Source organism: Parasphingorhabdus sp. (assembly GCF_036964565.1).
Classification (GTDB): domain Bacteria; phylum Pseudomonadota; class Alphaproteobacteria; order Sphingomonadales; family Sphingomonadaceae; genus Parasphingorhabdus.
This window is the reverse complement of the sequence record NZ_JBALTN010000001.1, coordinates 308,045-333,575: the sequence shown is the minus strand read 5'-3', so window position 1 is coordinate 333,575 and position 25,531 is coordinate 308,045. Positions and strand designations below refer to the sequence as shown.

The following is a 25,531-nucleotide window of genomic DNA, read 5'->3' as shown; positions in this document are numbered from 1 at the left end:
GAAACTGTATCTGAGAATAACGGTCATTAACAAATGTTAATTCATTTGCCGATTCATTTTTTATTTGGAGTTGTAAATCGCCAAATGAAGGTTGCGAAGAATAAGAGAGAAAAGAGTATCAATGCGAAATCTTTATTCACATCTGCTGCTCTAATCCCTGAATATTCCCGATCGGTTGAGAATGGCAACAGTGTCATCAAGCAAGAGCGGACTGGCAATCCATCGACTTAACACTTCCCTCGGCGCACTTGATTCAGCCAGGCCATAGCTTTCCGCAAGCGCTTTCCAGGCTTTGCGCGCCTCAGCCTCGTCGTTCAGCATGGCGGAAGACATAATATAGGTTAGCTCGAGGGCGGGTTCGCTCCGCGGCGACAAAACCATGTATTCGGTCGACAGTTGTCTGGCCGCCGCCGCCTCGCCGCGCTTCAGCATCTGAAAGGCCACAGCAGCGGCGATCGTAAGATCTGCATTGGGATCGAGCTCGAGCGCGCGGACGGCAAATTCTTCTCCCTCAGGCAGGTTGCAACCGATCATGTATAGACCCAGATATCCGCCTATTCTGGAGTTTAGGGGATTGAGTTCCAGAGCTTTCTTCCCCCATGCTACCCCCATATCGCAATCGCCGGCAAAAAAGGCCGACTGCGCTATGGCAAAGCTGGCAGCGGCATTGTCTGGGTCAAGCGCTTGGGCCTGCCATGCCAGTTGCGTCCCCAAACCCTTTGGTCCCGAGTAATCGGAAGTATTCTCAGCCATGTTTCGTGCAAAGGCCAAGATGCTCAGCAGATGGGAGTCATGCGGAAATCGCTCCACCGATTCTTTCAGACATTTGCGGACCGGTCGGCCTTGCTCAGGGTCTCGATAGCGAATGTACAAATCAAACTGCATCAGACAGGGATAACCTGCTGAATAATCATTCTTGGCCTTTGACATTTCCGCCTGAGCGATTTTTCCATAATGTCCGGCAACCGCGACAATTGCCTGGTCGAATTCAAGCTGCCACTCCCCATCATCGTCGATTTCGATATCTGTCGACCAAAGAATCTCACCAGATATGTTGTCAAGCAGCCGCAACTCCATCCTGTCGCTGTCGGCTTCCAGAAAGCGGACCCGCACAACATATCCGGACCTTCGCATTTCCGCTGAATCGAAGTCAAAGATCCGGATCCATCCAAAGCCGCTCAGGCCTCTGACCAGACGGTTACCGACGGGCTCAGCAAGCCTGCTGGCAAGTGAACCGGAACTGTCATCTGGCAAATCCAGCGCGATTTTTGGGTAGGATATTTGGCTAGAGGCAGGAACTGGCCACAGCATGTAGCTCAAGACACCAATCACCGTGAGCAGGATAGGGACAGATACTGCGAGAATTGTTCTCCAGTCGGGCTTTGCCATCTTGTCGTCATCATCCGGTCGCTCGAGAGGATACCCATCGTTCGCCTCGCGAGGCGTCCCGCTTTGGACGGGCACATCCGCCGGTTGACCCATCACGCGCCCCGCAGGCGTCGAATCTCTCGTGTTGGCCGTAAGCACGATGTCGTAGTGTTTGGGGGCTATGGCCAGGCGATATTCGCCACCCTTTCGAAGATAAAAATTATCCAGCATGCGACGGAGCCGTCCCATCTGGACACGGGGATAGCTGTCCGTCTGCGGGTCGAAACTGGCATCCCGACCCAGCGCGTCTGTCGCTATCGTATAACTTTTCAACGGAACCGTGTTGCCGGACAGCTTGTAATCCACCAGAAATCGCAACAATTTGCACATGCTCGGCGAACGGGAGAATTCAGGGTCACCAAGCAATCGGTCGCGTTCCATGCAGAATTGCAGCGCGGTCGACTCGTCCATCAATTGATCACCGTGCTTCAACAGATCGCCCCCGGAACACCTGTAACATAATGTAACATATCCCGGATATGCAAATTATCAAAACTCAAATCATCAAGAGGACCGGAAATCGCTCGCTCACAGGGAGTTATGGACAATCACGCGAATGGATAGTTCCTACACTGACCCATGTAGCCCGCATACGGGCACAAGCCAGCCAAATCAGCAACGGTCGTCTATTAAACCGGTTTCCGCTATCCGGCTACGATTGCACTCACGACCCCCGCCGCTGTTGTATCGGCCATAAGGTGTGGCTTATGCTACTTGCGATCTCGCTGATGCCCGCTCTTCGTCAAATGCTTGCAGTACTATGGATCCGATGGAGAGTTCGACATTATCGCAATTTCTTATGCTAACTCGGTAGAAAAACTTCGATGTCGCCTTGAACTGGGTGAGGGCTTCCGTCGCTGAATGCATGGTATCGATCAGAATTTCTTTCCCCAGATCATCATGCCCGATTACCCTGAAAGGGGGTCTGAGCGCAGAGCGATCACCTCGTTCAATGCTTTCGCCGCCGTTGTTGAGCGCGGCAAGTTCGCCGCTATCAATTCTGGCCGTCCGATAAAAGGTAGACAGCCAAATCATGAGGTCATCCAGTGGCAATCTTTTCCCAAAGATGATGCCAACCCGGCTGCCAGATTGCCAGCGAACCGTGCCATTGGCATCAAGCAAGTCGGGTACCGAGAGACGCAAGTTCTTGCCTATCTCGAAGATGAAATCTGTGTTCACGCAGATCCCGGCCGGCGATATGTCGCAAATATCGGCATGGATGAGCCGTGATCCGAGATACAGGTCGATCGGATGCTTCATCTCTATGCGGGGCAAGCGCGACACACGGCCATTTTTCGGATCATGAGGCTTGGCGAGAACCTTCGCGATATCGACCGGCGCCGAGAACTGGATCCCGGCCAGGGAATTTTTCCTCCATTTCACAGAGCCGGAAAGTTCCTGGTCCTCGGTTAAAAGCGCCGATACCTTGTCGCCCAGCTCGAAATTGGGATGCACTTCAACCATCATTCCGGTTGCCGAGAGATTTTTGATGAACCCCCAACCTTCGCCGCTTTCGGACTTGATTTTAGCGAGTCGGAGCATTGCGATATGACGATCCTGCTTCCGCCGATCCCCCTCAACCAGAATAGGGGTATTGCCCAGAATATTGTCCTGGGTTTGATGGGGGCAGCTGTCAGATTCTATTATATTATTCATATGCTTGACCTTCTGGTTAAACAGCGGAAGGCGACCCTGCTATCTCAACTAGTTCTCGTGGTAGAAATACGTAAAAAATTTTTCTTAGCCCGGCGGCGCTTTGGTTCCACCCACCGGGATAGGCACAGTCATTCGAATCGATCCGTCGCATTGCCACTTCCTTCGCGCGCTTTTCACTGTAATTCTATCAGCCGGACTTCGCACAATCGTGTCTTGTCCAGCGCAGCGTCGCGACCGAGAAGAGTTTGACAACTGCGCAGGGTTGTACGCCTGATAACCGCTATACCGATATCGAAGGCAGCGGGTCCGGCAAGCATCGCGGAAGTCATCTTGAATGGCCTCAGGATTTGCGCTGACGCTTCTGCCGTTGCGCCCCTATCGGAGGCCCGTACATCTGCTTCAGTGGCGACTGCTCTCGACGCAATGGAGGGCAAAATGCTACTGATCAAAAACAGGGAGAATAGCAGAGCGATCGGCACAATACCCGAACGCAGAAAGCACCGAAAATCATCGGTTCTTTCTTGCCAAACGGATATATACTCTAACTGCATCACGCATCCCACCACTAACGTGCAAGCGGAAGCGTTCCTGGCTTCTGGTCCGTAACGGAGTGGGCAGAATATTCTGCCCACTCCGTCTGGAACAGTCGGCACGATATCGACCAGAATATCGCGCCAGTGCCGGGACAACTGTGGTGCTTAATTGGGTTACCACAGGCTGAAAGCCGAATTGCCCCACTTGCCAAACGGTTGTGGGCCAAATCCCCGTCCAAAGGCAGTTAGATACGGCTAATGATACAGTATGTTACGGTTGTAAAACTTCAACCCTTTGCAATTGCTTGGATTTTTTTGAGAGACATTTTAAGCGGTCCGGAAAGTTTAACACTTTATCAATAAAGGTTAACTGAATACTCGCCAATTTCAGTTATTTAGCGAGCGATCCGAAGCGCTGGTCATAAGATTTTTTACGACATATAGCATTGCAGAATCGGTTTGATGGCTCCCGATATAGATCAATCCCTGTGAGAACTGTTTTTTCGCCCGTTCAATCTAGATCGTTTTCAAGTTCGCGTTACTGATAGGGTAGGACTGCGCGCCGCAATATTGGCCAATATAGACTTGGCAAAGCCTTGCAGCGTATCGTCACGCGCGCCCATGACCACGATACGATCCCCGGGCCTCGCTAGCTCGGCCATTCTAGTGCCACATGCCTCCCGTTCCGGCAGAAATATGGCATTGCCGCCACCGGCATTGATCGCATCAACAACCGACTCGCTGCCGAGCGAGCGATCCACCGTCCCGCCAAAATAGACGGGATCGCAGATCAGGACTCGATCATCGCCGTCCAGACATTCCGAAAAAACCGCAGCGAGTTCGGTTCCCATTTTCTGAATCGGTCCAAAGCCGTGAGGCTGGAAAAAGGCGATAACCCTGCCTGGAAACGCCCTCAGCGTCCGCAATGTCGCCGAAATCTTGTCCGGATTATGCCCGAAATCGTCAATCACGGTGACGCCGTTTGCGCTTCCGACAATATCAAAACGACGGGCCAGGCCAAGATAGGAACCAATAGCGGCCGTCGCAATATCGACCGGAACGCCGATCGCGCAGCTTGCGGCTATCGCCGCAAGGGCGTTGGCGATATTATGCCTGCCCGGCACCTGCAGCGAAACCGGATAGTCCTCTCCCTGCCTGCGCAACGTAAAGCGACTGCTCAGAGGCTGTTCTTGAACCTGCACGGCCTGGAAGTCCGCGCCGTCCGAAAACCCAAAACTACTGGATGCAGTAACTCTCCGTGCTGCAAACAGGGTTCGGGATTCCGGGTCGTCTAGATTCCAGATCGCGTGCGTTGCTTTTGATACAAAATCTCCAAACAACATTCGCAGTTCTTCCAGGCTCTTGTGATCAAGGCTGACATTGTTGAGCACGGCCACGCGGGGATTGAAAAGAGCAATGGAGCCATCGCTTTCGTCAACTTCGCTCACCATTACGTCACTCTGGCCCACTCGCGAACTGGCGAAGGGAGCATCTGCATCCGCAAAATTTTTCATGACCGCACCGTTCATGATGGTGGGATCAAGCTTGGCCTCGGTAAGAATCCAGCCGATCATTCCGGTGACAGTCGATTTGCCGCTGGTTCCCCCAACCGCGATATTGCGGACAACCGCATTGAAATGCTCCGCCAGAAGCTCTGCCCGCGTCATTCGCCGACAGCCAAGCAGGTTGGCGCGCTGGATGTCGGGCACGGTGTCTTCAATCGCGGCGGACGCGACGAGTATCTGGCGACTATCGACCAAACCGCTGCCATCCTGATCGAACAGCGCAATTCCTCGCGCCTCCAGCCACTTGAACTTGTCGGACAACCTCCCCTGATCCAGAGCCCGGTCGGAGCCTGCAACACGCGCGCCGGCCGCCTTGACGATCATCGCGAGCGGCAACATTCCGGAGCCGCCGATGCCGCAAAAATAATAGGATTTGTCTTCTGTCATTTTTTCGCGCTATTGCTTCCCAAACTGTTTGGCAATGGCTCAAGGAGCAAATTTCATCTCTTCGCCCGTCCGCATTGGCATTTGCGCTCCGTCTACCCCCTTCACGCGAGAGGCTGCCGACCGGGTTGTAGCCCTAGCGGCCGCTGTCCAGCCCCGGGCGGATCTTCATTTCGACGAGCAATGCTTTTTTGAACGGGGCCATTTCGCGGGCAGTGACAAGCAGCGCGCGGACAGCTTTGTCGCTCTGGCCAATGATCCGAATGTCGATGCCATCTGGTTTGCCCGTGGCGGCTATGGTGCAACTCGCATGGCGGAACCGGCCATCGAGCAACTCGGGATCCATGCCCAGGGCAAGACCTATCTCGGATATAGCGATGCGGGCAACCTGCTCGGCGGACTTTACCGCGCAGGTATCGGGACTGTCGCGCATGGCCCGATGCCATCGGATATTGGCAGGCCCGGTGGCGAACAGGCCGTGCTCAGGGCGCTGAACTGGCTTGTTGATCAGGCGGCTGATGCCTTCGAGCCGGGCATGACGGAAGGCACCAAATATGCTGCTTTCAATCTGATGACACTGACGATGATGACCGGAACAAGCCTGATGCCGGACTTGCGCGGGCATGTACTGATCATTGAGGAGGTATCAGAATATCTCTATGCGTTTGATCGCGCAATGTTCCATCTGTGCAGCAACGTCGCGGAACAGCAACTGGCGGGAATAAAATTGGGGAATATTAGCGATATACCTGAGAATGATCGGCCATTCGGCGAAAGCTCTGAAACCATCGCCAAAAGATGGTGCGGGCAAAGCGGGATCCCCTACCTCGGCCGCGCTGTGATCGGCCATGATGTCGAGAACAGAATTGTCCCGTTTGGCCTGCTGGGGACAATGTAGTTCAAACCGCAAGATGGTCTAATTGATAGCGGTCCTCAAGACGCCTTTTCCAGGTCGCCATTGTCCCGGCCGTGATCGAATTCTGGGACAAGAGACTTTAGAATGTCGACCGCGCGTTCGGAATCGCGACAATCCCTGAGTTCCGCAACCAACCCATCCAGTACTTCTTGGGCCAAACAAACTTCATGTGCCTTCATGATGCGAGGATGCAACGTCTCCATGGGATCGTTCCCGATGATCAATTCCTCATATAGCTTTTCGCCCGCGCGTAGCCCCACTTCGACAATTTCAATGTCGCCATCAGGGTTCGTCTGGTTCCGCACAGTAAGGCCCGACAAGCGAACAAGTGTCTCGGCCAGATCAATAATTTTTACAGGCTTCCCCATATCCAGGACAAACACTTCACCACCCCTTGCCATGCCCGCCGCCTGAATGACAAGTTGAGCCGCCTCGGGGATGGTCATGAAAAAGCGCGTCACCTTTCTGTCCGTGAGGGTTATGGGCCCGCCTTGTTCAATCTGCTTCCGGAATAACGGTACAACCGATCCGCTGGACCCAAGAACATTGCCGAAGCGCACCATCGAGAATCTCGTTTCCCCGTCATTCCGTGCACAAGTCTGGATGATCTGTTCGGCAGCCCGCTTGGTTGCTCCCATGACATTTGTCGGCCGGACCGCCTTGTCGGTACTAATCAGGATGAAATCCCTCACCCCCGCCTGATGCGCCGCAGCAGCCAGCGTTTGGGTTCCCAATATATTGTTGCGAATGCCTTCGACCGGATTGGCTTCAACCAATGGAACGTGTTTGTAGGCTGCTGCGTGAAAAACGGTGTCAGGCTGCCAACGTGCAAATATCTCTTTCAGCCTTTCCGCATCGGTTACCGAACCAAGCACGGGGATCAGTTCCAGAGTTGTCGCGCCATGGCTGGCCAATCCCTTCTTCAGTTCCTTTTCGATCTCGTAAAGCGCAAATTCCGAGAGATCGAACATGATCAGTCGCCGCGCGCCCGAATTGGCGATCTGTCGACACAGCTCACTGCCGATGGAACCGCCCGCACCGGTGACGAGTACAGTTTTCCCAACGATTGTTTTGCCGAACAGCAATTCATTCGGCAAAACCGGTTCTCGTCCCAGCAAATCCTCAATCTCAAGCTCGCGGATATCACTGAATGAAATCTTCCCGGATATGATCTCCTGCATATTCGGCAATGTCTGGACGTGCACCTTGAATTCGCGAACCTGTTCGACGATCGCCCGCCGTTTCCTGCGATTGATTCGCGGTAGCGCCAAAAGAATGTCGGTAATCTGGCGTTTCTTGATAAGATTTGGCAGATGTCCACTCCAAAAAACCTTGTCTCCATCCAGTCTTTGTCCATCCAGTCGCCGATCATCATCGACATATCCCCGCAATCGCATCGCCGGTTCCGAACGCATGGACGCAGCCAGCTGTTGGCCAGCACTTCCCGCGCCGTAGATCAATACGTTTCGGACCTCACCATCAAACCGGTTCCTGCCGAGAATATCGACCATCAGGTACCGTCCGGTTAACCTCGACAGCCCGACCAGAAAGAAAAACACCACGGGCTGCATGACGCCGATGGTTCTTGGTACTCCATCAAGTCCGACCACGACAAATGAGAATCCGACCAGCACAGAATATATGACGAAGGCCCGCACCAATATGCGCATCATGCCGGTACCGGCATAGCGGAAGATGGCATTGTATACGCCGCTCAGGACGAACACCGGAATCATCACTAATAGACATACGAGCAGTATTTTCTGAACCGCTAGATCCCAAAGAATCCATACTCCAATGCGAAGCGAATAGGCTATCCAGATCGATTGGATACAGAGGATGATATCAAGGGCAACAACTATCGCCCTCTTTTTCCAGCGCGTTAGCTGGGCAATCCTCTCCAGACAATAGGTGATGAGGGAGATAGCATTTTTCGTCATTTGGCTCTCAAAACTGGCTTCAGATGTTCAACGCGGCTGCCCTGCGAATACCATCTACGAAAGTGAGCCGCTTTAGCCAAGAATATTAAAAATCTCCCTTAGGCTTGGCTGTTCATGGTGGAGTGATTTGTCGCCTGAGGTCGATATATGACAGTTCATTACCGGCCGCATCAGAGGATCAGGAGCACGAATGGAATACTGGGGGTTGATGTCGCTGAGTAGACTTGACCTGTAGCGGCCAAAGCCTCACAAGCCCAGAAATAAAGCGTGTTTGGACATCTAGCTTTCGAGGGAATTGAATGAAACTTGCAATGATCGGTTCTGGCTATGTGGGCTTGGTGTCCGGTGCGTGTTTTGCCGATTTTGGCCACCAAGTAGTGTGCGTCGACAAAGACGACAAAAAAATATCAGACCTAAACAGGAATATCATGCCGATCTACGAACCTGGTCTGGCAGATCTGGTCAAACGCAATGTTGATGCAGAACGCTTGTCTTTCTCGACCGATCTGGCGGCATCAATCAAGGACTGCGATGCGATCTTCATCGCAGTGGGAACGCCGTCCCGGAGAGGTGACGGTCATGCTGATCTGAGCTATGTCTATGCAGCGAGCGAAGAAATCGCCGATTCCATTGGGAAGCGGACAGTGGTCATCACCAAGTCCACCGTTCCCGTCGGGACAGGTGACGAAGTCCAGCATATCATCGAGAAGAAGCAGCCACGCGATCGGTTCGCCGTTGTGTCGAACCCGGAGTTTTTGCGTGAAGGCGCTGCTATCCGTGACTTCAAACGTCCGGACCGCATCGTCATAGGTACCGAGGATGCCTGGGCTAAGGAGGTGATGACGGAAATATACCGCCCGCTTTTCCTGAACGAGTCTCCGATATTGTTTACCGGTCGACGAACCGCGGAACTGACAAAATACGCTGCCAACGCATTCTTGGCCACGAAGATCACTTTCATCAACGAAATTGCCGATCTGTGCGAAAAAGTTGGGGCGGATGTACAGGAAGTTGCGCGCGGGATTGGACTGGACAACCGGATCGGGTCCAAGTTCCTTCACGCCGGCCCGGGATATGGCGGGAGCTGTTTTCCCAAGGACACGCTCGCGCTGATCAAGACAGCCCAGGACAATGACAGTCCCATTCGCATCGTCGAAGCCGTTGTGCAGGTCAATGATCAGCGCAAACGCGCAATGGGCCGCAAGGTAATCCATGCCCTCGATGGCGACGTGCGTGACAAGAGGGTAGCTTTGCTGGGCCTTACGTTCAAACCGAATACGGACGATATGCGGGACGCTCCTTCCATTGCTATCGCACAAACCTTGATCGACGCCGGCGCAATCGTGTCCGCCTATGATCCCGAAGGCATGGAATCGGCGAAAGAGTTGATGCCCGATGTGGCAATGACGGACAGCAGCTACACTGCGGCGACCGATGCCGATGCCGTCGTCATCGTGACAGAATGGGATGCCTTCCGTGCGCTGGATCTGGAAAAGCTGGCTCAGGTGATGAATGGTAATATATTGGTCGATCTGCGCAACATCTACAATCCTGCAGAAGTTGCGCAAAGCAGCCTGGTCTATTCGAGCGTCGGGAGACTAAGATGAGTTCCAACCACGCGGTATGAAGTTACAGCGAACATTTATTGAAAAGCCTTGGGGTCAGGAAATTTTGCCTGATATATTCGATGGCGGAACCGGCAAAAAAATTGGCGAAGTGTGGTTTGGAGCTCCCGACGGCGTAACGCCCGAGCTGATGACCAAATATCTGTTCACCAGCGAAAAGCTTTCCGTGCAGGTGCATCCCAATGATCGGCATGCCCGCCGCATTGGCCTCGCTCACGGCAAGGAAGAATGCTGGTTCATTCTCGAGGCCGGGCCGGAAGCCGTGCTCGGGCTTGGCCTCAAGAACAAGGTCAGCCCCACCAAGCTAAAAACGGCCGCGATATTGGGGGAAATTGAACAACTGATCGATTGGAAACCGGTCAAGAAGGGTGACTTTTTCTTCGTGCCGGCCGGAACCATCCATGCGATCGGTCCCGATATCTCGCTTGTGGAAGTGCAGCAGAATGTCGATATTACCTTTCGGATATACGACTACGGTCGGCCGCGAGAACTGCATCTCGATGATGCGCTGGCGGTGGCCAAGCTGGCACCCTATGACATGAAATATGCAATGCAGCAGACTTTGGACCATTCAACCGTCCTTGTCTCCGGATCGCCATTTGCGCTCTATCATATTATGGGCACGGACGATGAGGTAATTTCCCGCAAAATGAGCACCGAATGGCAGGTCATTCCGCTAGAGGGCTCGGTCATCGTCCGGGGAAAATCGATCAAGGCCGGCGAATGTGGGCTTTGCGCGCGATATTCCGATATTGATCTATCCGGCAACGGCAAAGCGCTGATCGCTAGCACAACAACGTGAGAACTGACATGACGCAAACAGACCCTGTCACGCCGGTGATCCTGTCGGGCGGCTCGGGCACCCGGTTATGGCCGCTTTCCACACCGACCAGACCAAAGCAATTTCTGGACCTCTTTGGCCCGGTCAGCATGTTCCAGCTGACGTTACAGCGCTGTGCCGACAAGTCATTCTATCGCAGCCCCGTCATTGTCGGCGCTTCCAGCCATATCGAGATCATGAAGGAGCAAATGGCGGAAGTGGGGGCTGATCCCGGTGCAATCATTCTCGAACCCTGCGCGCGCAATACCGCTCCGGCAATTGCACTGGCGGCGCTAGCCGCGAAAAGCCCGTCCGATCTGATGCTGGTCATGCCGAGTGATCACATCATCAAGAATATCAAGGCCTTCCAAAAGGCCGTTCTGGATTCGCTTCCCGTGGCGCAATCCGGCTGGCTGGTGACCTTCGGAATCGAACCGACGGAAGCCGCGACCGGCTACGGTTATATACAGCAAGGTAAGGCGATCAGCAGCAGCCTCGGAAGCTTCGCGGCAAAAAGATTTGTCGAGAAGCCGAATTTTGAAAACGCGGAAAAAATGCTCGCAGAAGGCGGCTTTTGCTGGAACGCGGGCATATTTCTGTTTCGGGCGGACACCTATCTGGCGGCGATGAAAAAATTTGCTCCTGAAATGCTCGCCGCCTGCCAATCGGCAATGGCGGGCAAGCGAAGCGACAACGAGATTCACTTTCCGGACGCCAACGCCTTTGCCTCGGCACCCTCGGACTCGATCGATTATGCGATCATGGAGCGAGCCGAGAAAGTGGCGGTCACGCCGGTCAACCCGGGCTGGTCCGATCTGGGAAGTTGGGATTCGCTATTTGATATTTGCGAGAAGGACGAGCAGTCGAATGTCATTTTCGGCGCAGCCACGACGATCGACTCAAGCAACAATCTTATCCACAGCCGGAATCTGGAAATCTCGGTTTTGGGCGTGACCGACCTGATTATCGTTAGCCATGAAAACCAGGTCTTGGTGCTGCCTCGCGGCCAATCCCAGAACGTGAAGAAAATTACGCAGAAGCGCGCAGAGACAGGCTAGATTTCCGGTCCGCCCCCGTCCCCCCCAGCCGGATACGCTTTGATCAACTGTGGGCCAGTCAGCATGGCGGGCCACCATCTGGCAATCGCCAGCAAAATTGATGGCAACAGCAGTGTGTTCCAGAGGTCCCGAACGGCCGCGTCAAAATGAACCGCGTCGCCGGTCTGTGGCTCCGGAACGAAGGAATAATCGTAAATTTCATTGGCGATCGCCGCTACTGCCACGATCAGCCAAGGCCACGGGCTTGCCAGGGACCGCCGAAAAACAAAAGCCGCGGTCAGTTGCACCGCAATCCCGGCATAAATGTGCAGGGAATTGCGGTCCAGCCCGGTTGACATTTCCAGCCAATCTTTGAATTCAAACCAGTTCACTCGTGTCGCGTTGGGCTAGCACGGTGCGGCGGTCAATGCCTTTTGCGACCTAACGGGTTATGAAAATTTTAGCCAAAAGCGGTTAGGCCCTTTGCATGAATACAGAAATCACAGCAAAGCCAAGAATATTGACGATTTTTGGTACCCGGCCGGAAGCCATCAAGCTTTTCCCGGTGGTGCAGGCTCTGGCGGCCCGCGATGGGTTGGACTCGTTGACGTGCGTCACAGCCCAGCACAGGGAAATGCTTGATCAGGTCTTGCGGATTGCCGATATTCAGCCTGACTTCGATCTGGATCTCATGAAAGCCGACCAGAGCCTGGACGATCTAACCGCCAGACTTCTCAGCGGTATCGGGAAAACACTGGACCAGATTCGCCCCCGGCGCGTCGTCGTTCAGGGCGATACAGCAACGGCCATGTGTGGGGCATTGGCAGCTTATTATCGTCAGATCCCAGTAAGTCACGTGGAAGCGGGTCTGCGCAGCTACAATATTTATCATCCTTGGCCCGAGGAAGTGAATCGGAAAATCATCGGAACTATTGCCGATCAGCATTTCGCGCCGACTCAAACCTCGGCACAGGCGCTCGAAAAAGAAAATATTCCAACGGGTCAGATATATATCACCGGCAACACGGTCATAGACGCTCTGCTTATCACTGCAGAACAGACGAAGAGTTCAGGCGAACTGGATACGGATCTTGGCGACCTCTACGAAAAATTCAGGGGGCGCCGGATCATCGGTGTCACCAGTCACCGACGTGAAAATCTTGGCGATGGTCTGATCAGTATCGCCAGCGCCTTGCGGACCATTGCGGAGCGGTCGGACGTGGCACTGATCTTCCCTCTCCATCGCAACCCCAAGGTCCGGGCGATCATGCAGGATGCACTCGGCCATCTGGACAATGTCGCGATGATTGAACCGCTGGACTATCCGAATTTCGTCAGTCTGCTTCACCATTGCAGCTTCATGATGACCGACAGCGGCGGGGTACAGGAAGAAGCGCCGGCGCTCGGCAAGCCGGTACTGGTGATGCGCGATACGACCGAACGTCCGGAAGGGGTAGCAGCCGGCACCGCGAAACTGGTTGGAACCGATACAGCCATAATTGTGACAGAAGCCACCAGGCTGCTGGACTGCAAGGATCATTATCTGGCGATGGCACGGGCGCATAATCCCTTTGGCGACGGCAAGGCCAGCCAGCGGATAGCCGATATCATCGAGGCCAGCCTCACCGCCTGAACTATTTCTGCCCAATCTACCGTTACCTAAATATTTACCCCGAGCAGCTAGCGTCCCCACAGATGAATCGCGCCACATCGGCGCCCTGCGGAGTGGTTTCACCTATGTTGTCGGAAGAAAAACCAAGCGTCTGTGTCATGGGACTGGGCTATATCGGATTGCCGACAGCCGCCGTGATTGCTCGCTCGGGCTGCCCGGTACTTGGCGTCGATATCAACGAACAGGTCGTCAAGACCATCAATTCGGGCAATATCCACATCGAGGAAGTCGATCTCGACGGTCTGGTGCAGGGCGTGGTGTCCCGGGGCACGCTACGTGCTTCGCTGATGGTGGAGCCGTCCGATATCTTCGTTATCGCCGTTCCCACCCCCTTCGGCGACAACCACATCCCCGACACGAGCTATGTCATGGAAGCGGTCACCAACATCGCGGCGGCGCTGAAGGCCGGGGACACGATCATTCTGGAATCGACCTGCCCCGTGGGCACGACCGAGAAGATGCGCGACCTGGTGGCACGGTTACGCCCGGACCTCAAAGTCCCGGGCCTAGTTCATGACATTCCCGATATCGCCATCGCCTATTGCCCGGAACGGGTGCTGCCCGGCAAGATTCTCGAGGAGCTGATCCAGAACGATCGCAGCATCGGCGGTATCACGCCGCGCTGTGCGCGCAAAGCGCTGGGCTTCTACCGCCGCTTCGTCCGCGGCGAACTGGTGACGACATCCGCCCGCGCCGCGGAAATGACGAAACTGGTCGAGAACAGCTATCGCGACGTCAATATCGCCTTCGCCAACGAACTGTCGATCATTGCTGACCATATGGAGCTCGACGTCTGGGAGGTCATCCGCCTCGCCAACCGCCATCCCCGGGTCAATATTCTGCAGCCCGGCCCCGGCGTCGGCGGCCATTGCATCGCGGTCGACCCCTGGTTCATCATCCACAGCGCGCCCGAGCAATCCCCCCTCATCCGGATCGCCCGAGAGGTCAACGACGGCAAGACCGGCCATGTGCTGGAACAGGCCTCGCTGCTGATCGACGAACTGCCGGGCGTATCGATCGCCTGCTTCGGCCTGGCGTTCAAGGCCAATATCGACGATTTCCGAGAGAGCCCTGCCCTCAAGATCGCCGCCAAGCTGGCTCGCCGCTATGGCGGCCGGGTCAAGATCGTGGAACCCTATGCGAGCGAACTGCCCGCCGCCTTCGAGGGCACCGGTGCCGAGCTGATCGACATCGACCAGGCGCTGGAAAACTGCCCGATCATGATCACCCTCACCGACCACGACATGTTCAAGTCAATCCCGCTTGACGAACGGGTCGGCAAGGTGGTCTACGACACCCGCGGCATCTGGCCGGACCAGCCGGACAACCGGGCGGCCGTCGGGGATATCAGGCTGGCGAGTTGAGTTGGTCGGTGACGAGGATAATACATTGAAAGCCGGAAATCAGCCAAAATTGGCAAACCTGTCGGCTTTGGTTACCTTCTTGGGTCAACATTGGCTAATATTGCTGGCGCTAATACCGCTATTCCGAATATTGGTCCTGACGTCGTGGGACGGCAGTTTCACCAACTGGCAATCGAGCTCGCGGATTTCTTGGTTACCTTCGTTATATGTCGAGTTGGCAGTGATATGTATAGCGCTTTTACATAAAATGAGTGCGCTCCAAATGTTTCGCGACCTCTCTCGGCTGGTTCAACTTTTGGCGTGCGGGTGGCTTGTCGCATTGGTTACGGCCTCGTCATCGGCAACATTTCCACAACTGGCGGTAATGTCTGCGGTTATCTGGATCGTTCACCTGCTGTTCGCCGTCAGCATCGTTCATCTCGTACGATGCTACGATATCAATTGCATATCAATGGTTAGAAATTTTTGTCTCGTCCTTGCCGCCTCTTCGGCACTTACAGGTGCCGCGATATTTGCATTTGTGACAATTACGGGCGTCGACTCTGCGTACGATTGGAAGAGCAGCCTGCCAGGCTATGCCCACATCCGTCACACTGGCTATATTTTTGCGCCCGCCATTGCTTCTGGCCTGGCGGGCATGGCGGTTTGGCCTAAGTTCCAGAGCAAGCCGCACGCGATATTGCTTATGGTCAATATTACAGCAATGCTCTGGTTGGGCTCACGGGGTCCAGCAGCCGCTCTCATTCTCGCGGTTGGGATAACCGCGTTGTTCTCCTCCCACTTTCACACTCGTCTGTTTTGGAAGCACGCCGGTATAGCAACGGCAGCAGGGTCCATTCTTTCCATCCTTTTACCAGCTCCGACAATAGGCTGGTTTGGTGCTATTCAAAGGTTTTGGAACGGCAACACAGGACCATCGGACCTATCGTCCGGCCGGACCGAAATCTGGCTGGAAACGATACGACTGATCTCCGATAGACCATGGCTAGGCTTTGGCGGAATGCAATTTCAGCACGTCAATTCGGCTGCGGCAGGGTTTTTCAAACATCCCCACAACAGCATTCTGCAGTTTGCCTTTGACTGGGGCCTGCTCGGCTGCACGGCGATGTTGCTGATGCTGGCGATTGCCTATTTCCGGTTGGTGCTAGGAAAAAGCATCGACAGTCGGTTGCGATCATTTGGATTGCTAGGAGCGACCACCATGCTGGCTTTTTCGATGTTAGACGGTATTTTATTCTACAATTTCACGATCGCGGTTACTATAATTTTCCTGCTGCTACCCCTAGCCTCCCTCAGTCCAGACGAAACAGGTGCAAGCGGCCATCCCTTCCCGTCACTGTAGAATTTACTCTCGCGCTCGTGACATAGGCGGTGCCGTCCTCTGTAAACGCAATTTTGGTTGGACGCTGCACAGGCATGTCTATTTGCCGGATGATCTCGCCTGACGAATTCAAAGCCCGGACACAAGCACCATCCCAAAAAGCAATCCACAAATTGCCATCTGGCCCAAAAGTCATGCCATCCGGATATCCCTGGTCGCTGGTAAACTCTGCCCACGCAGCAATATCGCGCAGACCGGCGCTCTGGTCATAAATACCTCGGAAGACTATGCGTTTCGATGAATCCGTCAGAAAAACGAAATTGCTGTCCAGGGAGAAGGCAGGTCCGTTGGTCACTTTGAATCCAGATAGCAACAGCTGAGCTCTCCCATCGGGTGCCAGTCGCCACCAGCTACCACTGTCAATTTTTTCGGCATCATCCATCGATCCTGCCCAAAAATGGCCGTCCGGATCTATCCCACCATCGTTAAAGCGATTGCCAGGACGATCCGCTTCCGGATTGCAGATTGGCCTGACGATGGCTTCCGCCGAGTGCTCTGGCAAGGTGATTGTCGCAAATCCCGATTGCAGGGCTGCAAGAAATCGAGGGCCCGTCGAGTCATCGACTATGCAACCGATTTGTTCAGGGACATGCCACAATTTTTCTGCTCGTGCTTCGGGACAATAACGTACGATCTTTTGGCTTTTCACATCAACCCACAAAAGCGCCTTCGCATTGGCGCTCCAGTAGATGCTCTCACCCAGAATCGCCTGATATTCTCCGGCAAGGTGAATATCAGGCATCATGCCGGATCGTGGAGACGAGACAAAATTCCACCATCAAGATAGAAACAACAGCCAGTCACAAAAGTAGATTTGTCAGAAAGCAGAAAGAGGGCCGCTTGGGCAACATCCTCGCAACTGCCAATTCGGCCGGCTGGATGAACGGCTTCCAGCGCGGCAAATTCGTCATCTTTTCCCTCAAAACCGGCTTTCAACATGTCCGTTGAAATCGCTGCGGGAGCGAGACAATTGACCCGAACCTGTGGCCCCAGATCAACTGCGAGCGCGCGGGTCAGGCCATGAAGGCCTGCCTTGCTGGTAGCATAGGCAACAAAACCCTTCTTGGTTGCCTGAGCATGCACAGAACCGATATTGAGGATCGAACCGCTGGCGTTACGCAAACATGGCAGCAATGCCTGTGACAGAAGAAAAGGTGCGCTCAAATTTACCTTTAGCGTGTTGTGCCATTCTTCCGATCTAATTTCCCCGGTAGAGCCGAGAACCTGGACAGCAGCATTGTTGATCAGCGCCTTGATCGGAAGATCCCTAGCGGCGCGCAAAATAGCGTCGATACAATTTTTCCGAAAGTCGCTTTCGTGGCAACAGTTCGCCAGATCAAAATGAATGAATGCATCACATTTTGAACGATTGTCCGGATTACGGTCGATGCCGACCACAAACCATCCCGCTTCCTGCAACGTGGTAACGAGCGCCTGCCCAATGCCGCCATTGGAACCGGTAACAAGCGCTGCAAATTCACTCATCTTCCAAGTACCCCCCAATGATATCGATCGCCATTCGGCTCACTCGCCGAACCGCATCGACCGTGTTCGAGCCATTGTGACTTCCAAATATATTATAAGGATAAGCGCGCAACGGACTATCTGCAGACAAGGGTTCCTCTTCAAACACATCCAAGCCAACCGAATGGATCACGCCATTTTTCAAACCGTCTGTCAACGCCTGCTCTTCGATGACTGGGCCCCGCCCCACGTTGACAATACGCACCCCCGGCTTCACTTGGTCAAGCAATCCGCGATGAAGCATATGGCGGGTCTGGTCATTGAGCGGAGCGGTGAAAACTAGAAAATCCAATTCCGACAGCCCTTCCGGCCAGCGGGCGCGGGTGACTTCCATCCCTTTGACCGCGTTGAAAAACGGATCATAGACGACGACCCGCATGTCCGCAGCCAGTAACCGCTTCGCCGTATTGCGACCAATGTCACCAAAGCCGACCAGCCCCACGTTCTTGTTCGCCAGCGATATGCCTGCGGGTTTCGGCCAATTGCATTTCTGCCTGATTTCCCGATCAATGAAAAAGCTGAAGCGTGCAAGGCCACTAACATAATTCATGGCAAGGTCCGCGACTTCTGGCCCAAAAACCCCAGGCGTGTTCGTGGATCGCAACCCGAGACGGCCGGCCGCATCAAAGTCAACATTATCGACGCCAACACCCCATTTGACGATGGCGCGCAACTTACCTGCAGCTCCCGCTTCCAGAACAGCCGCCGTTGCAGGGTCGTCGCCAATGATCCAGCCATCATGGGCCGGCAGCATATCGATTAGTTCCGCTTCAGTCATCACTTGCACGACCGGAGCCGTGACAAAATCAAGACCTTTCGCTTCAAAATCATTGGCGAATTCTTCAATCAGACCCAGCATGGGTGGGCAAGTAACGAGAATTTTCCTGCGATCGCTCATTGGTGTTGATCCTGCTGATAAAGCGCGATGGCTTCGGCCATATCCCATTGCGCCTGTCCATCTATATCAACGGACTCCGTTGTATCCATCTCAAACATAACTGGCTTTGTGCCAATGCGCGCATTTGTCTTTGCGAAGCCGTCACGATCAAAAATATAAAGGTTGGAATTTTCTTCAAACCACGGCTCCAGGTCCTGAGTCCTAATAAGATTGTCCGGGTCATGATTTACGGCTGAGCCATTCTCTCGGTAAAATCGCGTTTGCACCCTATTAACGGAGAATAGCGAATCTGCTGCCCGATTTTCCTTGGAACGTTTGTATTGCGCCAAGGCTCGAGCAATGGTCGCGCTTCTCAGCAAGGGATTGGTGGTGTGGGTCATCACATAATTTTCCGACACCACGGCATCAATATCGTCGGCAAGCACGAGGTTCATCGACACCAAGTCTCCGCAAATTTCCGGTTTGCGATCCCGGATCGCGATACGACCGCCGGCATCTCCATCGTGCAATCCGTGATCTGCTAATATTCCCCGCGCATCGGTGTTGATCACCACTGCATCGATCTCTTCCACCCCCAGAAGTGCGTCCAGCACCCAGCGAAATAGCGGTTTTCCGGCAAATTGCCTAAAATTCTTCCCTTGGACCCGTTCGCTATGCGCCTTCATCGGCAGGAGCGCGACGGTATGAAAATTCTGAGCCACGTGATGAGGACCTTTCCGTTGAACGGGGGTAGAAATATTTTTCCTTCGCTTCTCTAGAAAGCTTACGATGATCGTTGTTTCCACGCCACGTTCCCCAATATTGCATAACCCGGAACAGGATGATTTCGCCGATATGTCTCAGAAGTCTACGTTCCTGCAATGCCGCCGCGCTATCGAACAGGATACCTGAGGTAGCATATCTCAAAAAATCCGAAAAGCTGACTTGAATTTCGGGCATGATCTTCTGCAAGGCGATTGCTTCGCGTTCATAACGGCGCCCGATCTGGGCCCATCCTTCTTGGTGAATATGTTCGACAACCGCATCGGCGACATACCCGATCTTTCGACCTTCCTGCCAAAGCTGCTTGGCAAACATCATGTCTTCAAGCCCGGTCACCTCTTCGTCGAATTTGAATTTTCGCCAAGTCTCGCTGCGAAGCGCAGCATTGGCATTATTGCAGAAAAAATCATCCTGCGGGAGTTTCGAAACAGCCGGAAAATATTTCCGGAACAGGCGTTTTTCCGAATATTTGGAATAGCCTTCCTTGGCAATCTGCCGACCATAGCTATAATCGCATATATTGTCCTCCAAGGGCCTGCAAAGATTGTGCAGCCAGTCTGGTCCGACCGGTACGCAATGCCCGGACACCATCACAAGAAATCGCCCATTGGCTGCCTCGCACCCATAGTTTAGCGAGCGGCCAAAGGTGAATTGCGATTTGTCGATCTTGACGATTTTGCAGCCAAATGCCGCCGCGATTTCGAGCGTTCCGTCAGTTGAACCCGAATCCACGAGGATGATCTCGCACACCCAATCATGCACGTTCTGCGCACGCACCGCCTTGAGCAAATCGGGCAACCATTTCGCTTCGTTTAGCGTACGAATGATAATGCTGATATCCATCTAAATACTCCGCCAACCGGCCTAAGAGAAAAGGGTTAACGTAAACTTATTATTCTGGTTAATAACACCCAAAGGCTTTTGTGATTAAGGGTCTTGATATCGCTTTATGGAGAGCACCAGAACCCGTGTTAAAAGACAAACTTCGTCGCTTGCTGGGAGACAGCAACGTTCGCCGGCTTAAAATGCTTACCGGGCGCGATCATTTTGATGAGGTGCGGCTGATCCATGAGGTTTTTCGCCGGATTGGCAACAAAGGCACAATGGTCGATATCGGCGCGCACTACGGCATCGAGCTCGCGATGTTTGTCGATCTGGGATGGGAAGTTGTTGCATTTGAGCCTGATGCAAAAAACCGGAAGCATCTGGAAGCCGCTTTTGGCAATCATTGCCTTGTTAAGATCGACAGCCGTGCCGTTTCAGATCGTGCCGAAGAGGCAAAACCGTTTTTTGCCAGTGAACAAAGTTCAGGGATCAGTGGACTTTCCGCCTTTCATGAAAGCCACCATCAGACAGCTACAGTCAACGTCACCACTATGGCAGATATCGTGCAACAATACGGACTGTCTGCGATCGATTTCCTAAAAATAGATATCGAGGGTTTTGATTTTTTTGCGCTCAAGGGCGTCGACTGGCAAGCCGCTGCACCGGATGTCATCGCCTGCGAATTTGAAAACAGCAAGACTCAGCCCTTGGGATATTCCGTTGCCGATCTATATGCCTATTTGAGCGACCGCGGCTATCAGGTCACCTTGTCCGAATGGCATCCCATCAGCGAATATGGGGCAAGGCATAAATGGAAGGGGTTTGCTGAGACCACAGATATGCTTGATCCAAAAGGTTGGGGAAATGTCATCGCGTACCGGAAACAGCCACAGTTTGACCTTCTATCCCTAAACAACATCGACGGTCTCGTAAAACAAGTCTACCCCCGGATGCGTGGCAATTAGAAAAGTGAGATGCTGAACATCGTTAAACATTACTGGCATTCGCCTGGGGCCATGACCGCTTTCTCCGTCATTGCTCGCGCCTTGGCAATGGCCCTGCCGCTGCCAGTTCTTTACGCTCATTTCGACACCACCGTGGTTTCGTTCTGGCTGCTGATCATAACGTTTCAATCGATTATAGGCGCTCTGAGTGGGAGCTTGCCGACCATCTCCATGCAGATGCTTTCCTATGCCTTCGCAGGATCAAATCGGCTCACGGGGTCCGCCGCAGAACATTCGATGACAAATCAGAACGGACCCAATCAAGTTTTGATGGCGCGTGTAAACCGGCAATTGCGGATTGTGTTCCTTATCCTTTCCGGGATGTGGCTGCTCATGGCAATCACGGGCGGTACTGCAATTGTTTATGGCAGCCTTTCTATTCTTCCCAACGTGGATCATGGTTGGATAATGTGGACGACGTTTATCATTCTGTCGGTCCTAAGACTGCTTGTTCAGCCATTGATGGCGTTCCTCTTTGCGGTTGGAGAAACAGCCTCTGCGAGAAGGGCGGAAGCCTTTACCTGGTTGGTAGGCGCCCTGCTTACACCGCTGGTTCTCTGGCTCACCCATAATCCTGTATTTGGTCTCCTATCCCTATATTCTCCTTTCGTTGTCCAATATTTTCTTGTCCAGCACTGGGCCAAGCAGAAAGGATTTAAGCGTGCACCGGCAAAAATTCCGGACGATAAGGACCAGCCCATTTTGTCTTTGGTGTGGGAACGCGCGTGGCGAGGGTCGATCGGTACATTCGCTGGCATGTTCACACTCTATGGTGGCGGATTCATTTTTGCCCAATATGCGACGGCAGCTGATTTGGCAGCCTTCCTTCTCGCTCTAAATATCCTGGGCTTCATCCAACAGTTTGCCATGTCTCCCCTGTACGGGGCGATGCCGGCAATGGCTGCATCCTATGCAAGTGGGAATGAAGATAAGCTCTTGGGATTGGCAGACCGGATCATCTTCAAATCGTCTTGGCTCACGGCATTGTTGCTTGCCCCGGTGCCCCTCGCTTTTGTGTTTTTGGATGTGATTGGTACCGATATTGGATTCGTCCCGGTTAAAATCTGGCTTTTGCTAGCCATTGCGACCATGATTGCCCGCTACGGAGCGACCCACCTTCATCTCTTTGCCGTGTCGAACGAGATCAAGCTTCACATCGCAAACGGATTGTTTGCCTGCCTTTATCTGATACCGCTCCTGCTGTTAGATCGGCCGAGCCTGACGCAGTTCGCAACCATTCAAATTGGCGCGGCAATCCCTTATGCATTTTACGCAAGATCGCTCACCTTCGATACGTACGGATATGCTTTGCGTCGCGACATTTGGGCAATAGTGTTCCCGATCGGGGGGGTGATCCTGCTGGTCGCGCTGCAGATCCATTGGCTGAAGTGAGCAACCAGCGACAATGTCAGGGCGCGATCAGCGCCACGGCTTCATCGATATTGATCTTCTCGAAAATCTCCAGCTTGCCGTCAATCGTTGCATCGTAGATCTTGCGCCCGTCTTTTTCGAAAGCAATCCGGCTTTTCAGGAACACTTCTTCGCTGGCATCCAGATTGGGAACACCCCAATAGCTGCCATCCTTGAAATAATTCGGATCGAAATGGTTGTGATCTGCACCGCTGCGTTTTTCATAGGTATTGGCGGAGCCCGATTTGTCAAAACTGTGGTCTACACCGACGATGATCACCGGATTGGCGCCCATATGATAGGCCAGCTGCAACGCCGCATAGGTCACAGTTGCCCCGGATCCCATGCCCATACTTATGTCGCCGCTGAATTCCTCGTCACTTCGCAGATTAAAGAAGTGGATCGAACGGCTCTTCTGTTTCAGGAACCATCGGCTTTTCCAGGCCAGATAGACGGGGATATCGCTGGCGGCGAAACCGTCACTATGCTGTTTAACCACCAAATTGTTCGTGCACATGATCAGCGAGGGGCGCCAACTCGATCGATTGAACAGCATGTCGATCTTGTTCATTCCGATGGAGGGTATCGAACTGAACTTTTCGAGCGGGGTTTTGTTGATACTGGGGCCATTGCCGACGATGAGCAGCGGCCTGCCTTTGTAGGCGTCCTTCAGGCTCGCCAAGTGCTCCTTCTCGGCAGAACGCCGATAAAGCATGTCTTCAATCCTGTAGCGAAGCGGCTTGGTCAGGCCGATGATCCATCTTAACATATCCGGCACTATCGCTTCTGGAACAAGATATCCGCCTGAACAGGCCTGTTCCTCTCATCTGACACCATATTGAAACGCCCTGTTTCCCGATATCCATAACCATCAAGCAGCTTCTCGATTTCAGGAAAGAGGTGTTGACCGGTATATAACTCCATGAACGACGCCTCGACAAATATCCATTCGATTGAATCGAGCAGACCTTTCGCCCCGAGCAAAACTTCATATTCAAAGCCTTGCACATCAATTTTCAGAAGCGTCTTTTCAGCAACCATCTGCTTAGTCACTATCTGGTCCAGTCGGAATACCGGGACAGTCAGCAATCCAACTTCTTTCATACCGAACATAGATTTCTGACGATCATCCAGCGGCAACAGCGATGAAGAATCGGCGCGAGAGGCAATATGCAGTTCCATCTGGCCTTGCTCGGAGGCCAGGGCACAACGATGGAGTGTTGCGCGTCTTCCAAGATGGCTCGCAAACTTATTCGCCTGATCCGACAACGGTTCGAAGGCGATCAGTGTCGCTACTGGCCATAATTTTGCAGCCATTGCAGAAAATTGACCCTTGTTGGCACCAACGTCAAGGATCATGTCGGGTGTGAGCGAATCAAGTGCAACAATATGTTCAATCGTCGGTACCACGCCGCGAGACAAGGCAGGCCAATAGGCTGGATGGCAAAAGGCACGCAAAGCTTTTCCGATTTTCATCCTGCCCCTTTCAAATTTCAAATGTAGCAGCAGCCGGCGACAATTTGCCCGAGCCGGACAATTGAAGTAACGCTTGTTCCAGATCGAAAAGAATCTGTAATTTTGACCAGTCCTGCAAACAGCGCAGCCGTGCCTCTTTTGAACATTGCCCGTAAAAGTCAGGTTCATCCACCAGGTTCACAATAGCGTTCGCCATCGCTTCGGGACTTTCCGGCTCCACGACCAGACCGCATCCTGCGACCGCGGAGGCAAGACCCGTCCCCGCCTCGGCACCCGCCACAACCGGACGACCGGAGGCCAGCATATTTGCGAGCTTGGAAGGCAATAGCAAATCAGCAGCATCTCTTTTTTGCGGCAGCAAATGAATCGTCGCCAATGACAAGAGATCATTCAAATCTTCGAATTTTTGCAGTCCATGAAATTGGATATTGTTCAAGCCGGCTGCATAGTTCTCGAGTTTGGCACGACCGGGTCCGTTGCCGCAGATGACAAAAGTGATGTCTTCGTTATTTTTTAGCCGGCGCGCCGCTTCGACGATGGTTTCAAGGCCCTGCTTCTCGGAGATGCTGCCTGAATAGAGAGCCACGTGATCGGACGTAATATGCCAGCGCTCTCGAAACGTGGATTTGCTCTTGGGCTTGATAGACATATCATCGGCCCAATTGTTCAACTGATAGATTTTTACCGGAGAAACACCCTTGTTAACCAGCTTCTGGCACATCGCAGATGAAATACTGCTGACCTTGTCAGGGAACGACAGGCAGAACCGCTCGAAAGATTGCGCTAATCGCTTGACCAAAGCATGTGGATTGATCTGTCCCGTCGCAAAGGCGGCCTCGACTTCAAAGTCCTGAATATGCAGCCATTGTTTGGCGCCGGTGATCCGAGCAACCAATGTCCCGATTGGAGCAGAAAAAAGTGATGGTGAAATCGTGAAAATAATATCCGGCTGCATCCGGACGCCGATGGCAATCATCGGAAACAGGGAAATTAACGCAAAACTGAGATGGTGAAGAATTCGCTTGAAGCCACTCGGCCTTCGAGGAACATAAAGAGGGCATCGCGTGATTTTAACGCCTACATCTATGTCACGCGCATAACGCCAGGACGAATGCCCAGCCCCTACCTCCCAATCTGGATAATAGGGCGGTGCGGTAACGACCTCAACCGCATGACCGCGTGCAGCAAGCTCCCGCGCAAGGCCTGCTGTGTAGACCGCGATACCGGTTAACTCCGGTGCGTAATTTATCCCGAGAATAAGGATTTTCATAATTTCTAGCTATTAAGGAATATGATTAACAAAGCGTTTAG

General features: G+C 53.3%; 22 protein-coding genes and 1 pseudogene. 10 read left to right on the top strand and 13 right to left on the bottom strand.

What is annotated here, in order from left to right:
* Positions 1-150 precede the first annotated feature (150 nt).
* The 3 genes from V7650_RS01645 to V7650_RS01635 all read right to left on the bottom strand — a co-directional run bounded on the left by V7650_RS01645 (position 151) and on the right by V7650_RS01635 (position 5,569).
* Positions 151-1,860: a tetratricopeptide repeat protein gene (locus V7650_RS01645; RefSeq protein WP_335654494.1), complete on the bottom strand. Its 1,710-nt coding sequence runs from the start codon at positions 1,858-1,860 to the stop codon at positions 151-153.
* Between the two features lie 273 nt (positions 1,861-2,133).
* Entirely contained in the window at positions 2,134-3,084 is a 951-nt protein-coding gene (locus V7650_RS01640) for a PilZ domain-containing protein (protein WP_335654493.1), read from the bottom strand.
* A gap of 1,060 nt (positions 3,085-4,144) precedes the next feature.
* Positions 4,145-5,569, bottom strand: coding sequence for a UDP-N-acetylmuramate--L-alanine ligase (locus tag V7650_RS01635; RefSeq protein ID WP_335654492.1), 1,425 nt, complete (start codon positions 5,567-5,569; stop codon positions 4,145-4,147).
* Positions 5,570-5,603: 34 nt separating this feature from the next.
* Between V7650_RS01635 and V7650_RS01630 the strand changes: the two are divergent.
* Positions 5,604-5,933, top strand: a pseudogene (locus V7650_RS01630) (LD-carboxypeptidase); the annotation flags it as partial.
* Between the two features lie 111 nt (positions 5,934-6,044).
* Positions 6,045-6,464, top strand: coding sequence for a hypothetical protein (locus V7650_RS01625; protein WP_335654566.1), 420 nt, complete (start codon positions 6,045-6,047; stop codon positions 6,462-6,464).
* A gap of 35 nt (positions 6,465-6,499) precedes the next feature.
* Here the strand turns inward: V7650_RS01625 and V7650_RS01620 are convergent, their stop codons facing one another.
* On the bottom strand, positions 6,500-8,422 hold the full coding sequence (locus V7650_RS01620) for a polysaccharide biosynthesis protein (protein WP_335654491.1): 1,923 nt from the start codon (positions 8,420-8,422) through the stop codon (positions 6,500-6,502).
* Between the two features lie 299 nt (positions 8,423-8,721).
* Here V7650_RS01620 and V7650_RS01615 point away from each other — a divergent pair, with 299 nt between their 5' ends.
* The 3 genes from V7650_RS01615 to V7650_RS01605 all read left to right on the top strand — a co-directional run bounded on the left by V7650_RS01615 (position 8,722) and on the right by V7650_RS01605 (position 11,925).
* The gene (locus V7650_RS01615) at positions 8,722-10,029 is read left to right on the top strand and encodes a UDP-glucose dehydrogenase family protein (protein WP_335654490.1); all 1,308 of its coding nucleotides are present in this window, start codon (positions 8,722-8,724) and stop codon (positions 10,027-10,029) included.
* Between the two features lie 64 nt (positions 10,030-10,093).
* Positions 10,094-10,849 (top strand): class I mannose-6-phosphate isomerase, encoded by a 756-nt coding sequence (locus V7650_RS01610; RefSeq protein WP_335654489.1) that lies wholly within the window; start codon positions 10,094-10,096, stop codon positions 10,847-10,849.
* Between the two features lie 8 nt (positions 10,850-10,857).
* Positions 10,858-11,925, top strand: coding sequence for a mannose-1-phosphate guanylyltransferase/mannose-6-phosphate isomerase (locus tag V7650_RS01605; protein ID WP_335654488.1), 1,068 nt, complete (start codon positions 10,858-10,860; stop codon positions 11,923-11,925).
* On the opposite strand, the gene V7650_RS01600 is transcribed toward V7650_RS01605, so the two are convergent.
* Positions 11,922-12,296 carry a hypothetical protein gene (locus tag V7650_RS01600; protein ID WP_335654487.1) on the bottom strand — a complete coding sequence of 125 codons (375 nt, stop codon included), beginning with the start codon at positions 12,294-12,296 and terminating at the stop codon, positions 11,922-11,924. The genes V7650_RS01605 and V7650_RS01600 overlap by 4 nt on opposite strands.
* A 95-nt stretch (positions 12,297-12,391) precedes the next feature.
* Here V7650_RS01600 and wecB point away from each other — a divergent pair, with 95 nt between their 5' ends.
* From wecB to V7650_RS01585, 3 genes are all read left to right on the top strand, one after another.
* Positions 12,392-13,537, top strand: a complete 1,146-nt coding sequence (wecB, locus tag V7650_RS01595; protein ID WP_335654486.1) for a non-hydrolyzing UDP-N-acetylglucosamine 2-epimerase — start codon at positions 12,392-12,394, stop codon at positions 13,535-13,537.
* A 104-nt stretch (positions 13,538-13,641) separates the two neighbouring features.
* Positions 13,642-14,940: a UDP-N-acetyl-D-mannosamine dehydrogenase gene (gene wecC, locus V7650_RS01590; RefSeq protein WP_335654485.1), complete on the top strand. Its 1,299-nt coding sequence runs from the start codon at positions 13,642-13,644 to the stop codon at positions 14,938-14,940.
* A gap of 1 nt (position 14,941) precedes the next feature.
* Positions 14,942-16,282, top strand: coding sequence for an O-antigen ligase family protein (locus tag V7650_RS01585; RefSeq protein ID WP_335654484.1), 1,341 nt, complete (start codon positions 14,942-14,944; stop codon positions 16,280-16,282).
* Here the strand turns inward: V7650_RS01585 and V7650_RS01580 are convergent.
* The 5 genes from V7650_RS01580 to V7650_RS01560 are packed head-to-tail and all read right to left on the bottom strand — an operon-like array spanning position 16,233 to position 20,348.
* Entirely contained in the window at positions 16,233-17,066 is an 834-nt protein-coding gene (locus V7650_RS01580) for an SMP-30/gluconolactonase/LRE family protein (protein ID WP_335654483.1), read from the bottom strand. The two genes, V7650_RS01585 and V7650_RS01580, sit on opposite strands and share 50 nt — an antisense overlap.
* Positions 17,063-17,806, bottom strand: coding sequence for an SDR family NAD(P)-dependent oxidoreductase (locus tag V7650_RS01575; RefSeq protein ID WP_335654482.1), 744 nt, complete (start codon positions 17,804-17,806; stop codon positions 17,063-17,065). Before V7650_RS01575 ends, V7650_RS01580 begins: the two co-directional genes overlap by 4 nt.
* Positions 17,799-18,743 carry an NAD(P)-dependent oxidoreductase gene (locus tag V7650_RS01570; protein ID WP_335654481.1) on the bottom strand — a complete coding sequence of 315 codons (945 nt, stop codon included), beginning with the start codon at positions 18,741-18,743 and terminating at the stop codon, positions 17,799-17,801. Before V7650_RS01570 ends, V7650_RS01575 begins: the two co-directional genes overlap by 8 nt.
* Positions 18,740-19,444, bottom strand: a complete 705-nt coding sequence (locus V7650_RS01565; RefSeq protein WP_335654480.1) for an acylneuraminate cytidylyltransferase family protein — start codon at positions 19,442-19,444, stop codon at positions 18,740-18,742. The genes V7650_RS01570 and V7650_RS01565 overlap by 4 nt, the downstream gene beginning before the upstream one ends.
* Entirely contained in the window at positions 19,395-20,348 is a 954-nt protein-coding gene (locus V7650_RS01560) for a glycosyltransferase family 2 protein (RefSeq protein ID WP_335654479.1), read from the bottom strand. The genes V7650_RS01565 and V7650_RS01560 overlap by 50 nt, the downstream gene beginning before the upstream one ends.
* A 125-nt stretch (positions 20,349-20,473) precedes the next feature.
* On the opposite strand from V7650_RS01560, the gene V7650_RS01555 reads away from it, so the two are divergent.
* On the top strand, positions 20,474-21,295 hold the full coding sequence (locus tag V7650_RS01555; RefSeq protein WP_335654478.1) for an FkbM family methyltransferase: 822 nt from the start codon (positions 20,474-20,476) through the stop codon (positions 21,293-21,295).
* Positions 21,296-21,304: 9 nt separating this feature from the next.
* The gene (locus V7650_RS01550; RefSeq protein ID WP_335654477.1) at positions 21,305-22,726 is read left to right on the top strand and encodes a hypothetical protein; all 1,422 of its coding nucleotides are present in this window, start codon (positions 21,305-21,307) and stop codon (positions 22,724-22,726) included.
* A 16-nt stretch (positions 22,727-22,742) separates the two neighbouring features.
* On the opposite strand, the gene V7650_RS01545 is transcribed toward V7650_RS01550, so the two are convergent.
* The 3 genes from V7650_RS01545 to V7650_RS01535 are packed head-to-tail and all read right to left on the bottom strand — an operon-like array spanning position 22,743 to position 25,490.
* Positions 22,743-23,513, bottom strand: coding sequence for a 6-hydroxymethylpterin diphosphokinase MptE-like protein (locus tag V7650_RS01545; RefSeq protein ID WP_335654476.1), 771 nt, complete (start codon positions 23,511-23,513; stop codon positions 22,743-22,745).
* Between the two features lie 8 nt (positions 23,514-23,521).
* On the bottom strand, positions 23,522-24,220 hold the full coding sequence (locus V7650_RS01540) for an FkbM family methyltransferase (RefSeq protein ID WP_335654475.1): 699 nt from the start codon (positions 24,218-24,220) through the stop codon (positions 23,522-23,524).
* Positions 24,221-24,230: 10 nt separating this feature from the next.
* Positions 24,231-25,490 (bottom strand): WcaI family glycosyltransferase, encoded by a 1,260-nt coding sequence (locus V7650_RS01535; protein ID WP_335654474.1) that lies wholly within the window; start codon positions 25,488-25,490, stop codon positions 24,231-24,233.
* Between the last annotated feature and the right edge of the window lie 41 nt (positions 25,491-25,531).

Bases quoted from the DNA above. Each gene is read 5' to 3' on its own strand.
- V7650_RS01550 (WP_335654477.1), top strand. From the start codon at position 21,305: ATGCTGAACATCGTTAAACATTACTGGCATTCGCCTGGGGCCATGACC.
- V7650_RS01535 (WP_335654474.1), bottom strand. From the start codon at position 25,490: ATGAAAATCCTTATTCTCGGGATAAATTACGCACCGGAGTTAACCGGT.
- V7650_RS01575 (WP_335654482.1), bottom strand. From the start codon at position 17,806: ATGAGTGAATTTGCAGCGCTTGTTACCGGTTCCAATGGCGGCATTGGG.
- V7650_RS01635 (WP_335654492.1), bottom strand. From the start codon at position 5,569: ATGACAGAAGACAAATCCTATTATTTTTGCGGCATCGGCGGCTCCGGA.
- V7650_RS01570 (WP_335654481.1), bottom strand. From the start codon at position 18,743: ATGAGCGATCGCAGGAAAATTCTCGTTACTTGCCCACCCATGCTGGGT.
- wecB (WP_335654486.1), top strand. From the start codon at position 12,392: ATGAATACAGAAATCACAGCAAAGCCAAGAATATTGACGATTTTTGGT.
- V7650_RS01620 (WP_335654491.1), bottom strand. From the start codon at position 8,422: ATGACGAAAAATGCTATCTCCCTCATCACCTATTGTCTGGAGAGGATT.
- V7650_RS01580 (WP_335654483.1), bottom strand. From the start codon at position 17,066: ATGATGCCTGATATTCACCTTGCCGGAGAATATCAGGCGATTCTGGGT.
- V7650_RS01640 (WP_335654493.1), bottom strand. From the start codon at position 3,084: ATGAATAATATAATAGAATCTGACAGCTGCCCCCATCAAACCCAGGAC.
- V7650_RS01545 (WP_335654476.1), bottom strand. From the start codon at position 23,513: ATGTTAAGATGGATCATCGGCCTGACCAAGCCGCTTCGCTACAGGATT.
- wecC (WP_335654485.1), top strand. From the start codon at position 13,642: ATGTTGTCGGAAGAAAAACCAAGCGTCTGTGTCATGGGACTGGGCTAT.
- V7650_RS01605 (WP_335654488.1), top strand. From the start codon at position 10,858: ATGACGCAAACAGACCCTGTCACGCCGGTGATCCTGTCGGGCGGCTCG.
- V7650_RS01560 (WP_335654479.1), bottom strand. From the start codon at position 20,348: ATGGATATCAGCATTATCATTCGTACGCTAAACGAAGCGAAATGGTTG.
- V7650_RS01615 (WP_335654490.1), top strand. From the start codon at position 8,722: ATGAAACTTGCAATGATCGGTTCTGGCTATGTGGGCTTGGTGTCCGGT.
- V7650_RS01540 (WP_335654475.1), bottom strand. From the start codon at position 24,220: ATGAAAATCGGAAAAGCTTTGCGTGCCTTTTGCCATCCAGCCTATTGG.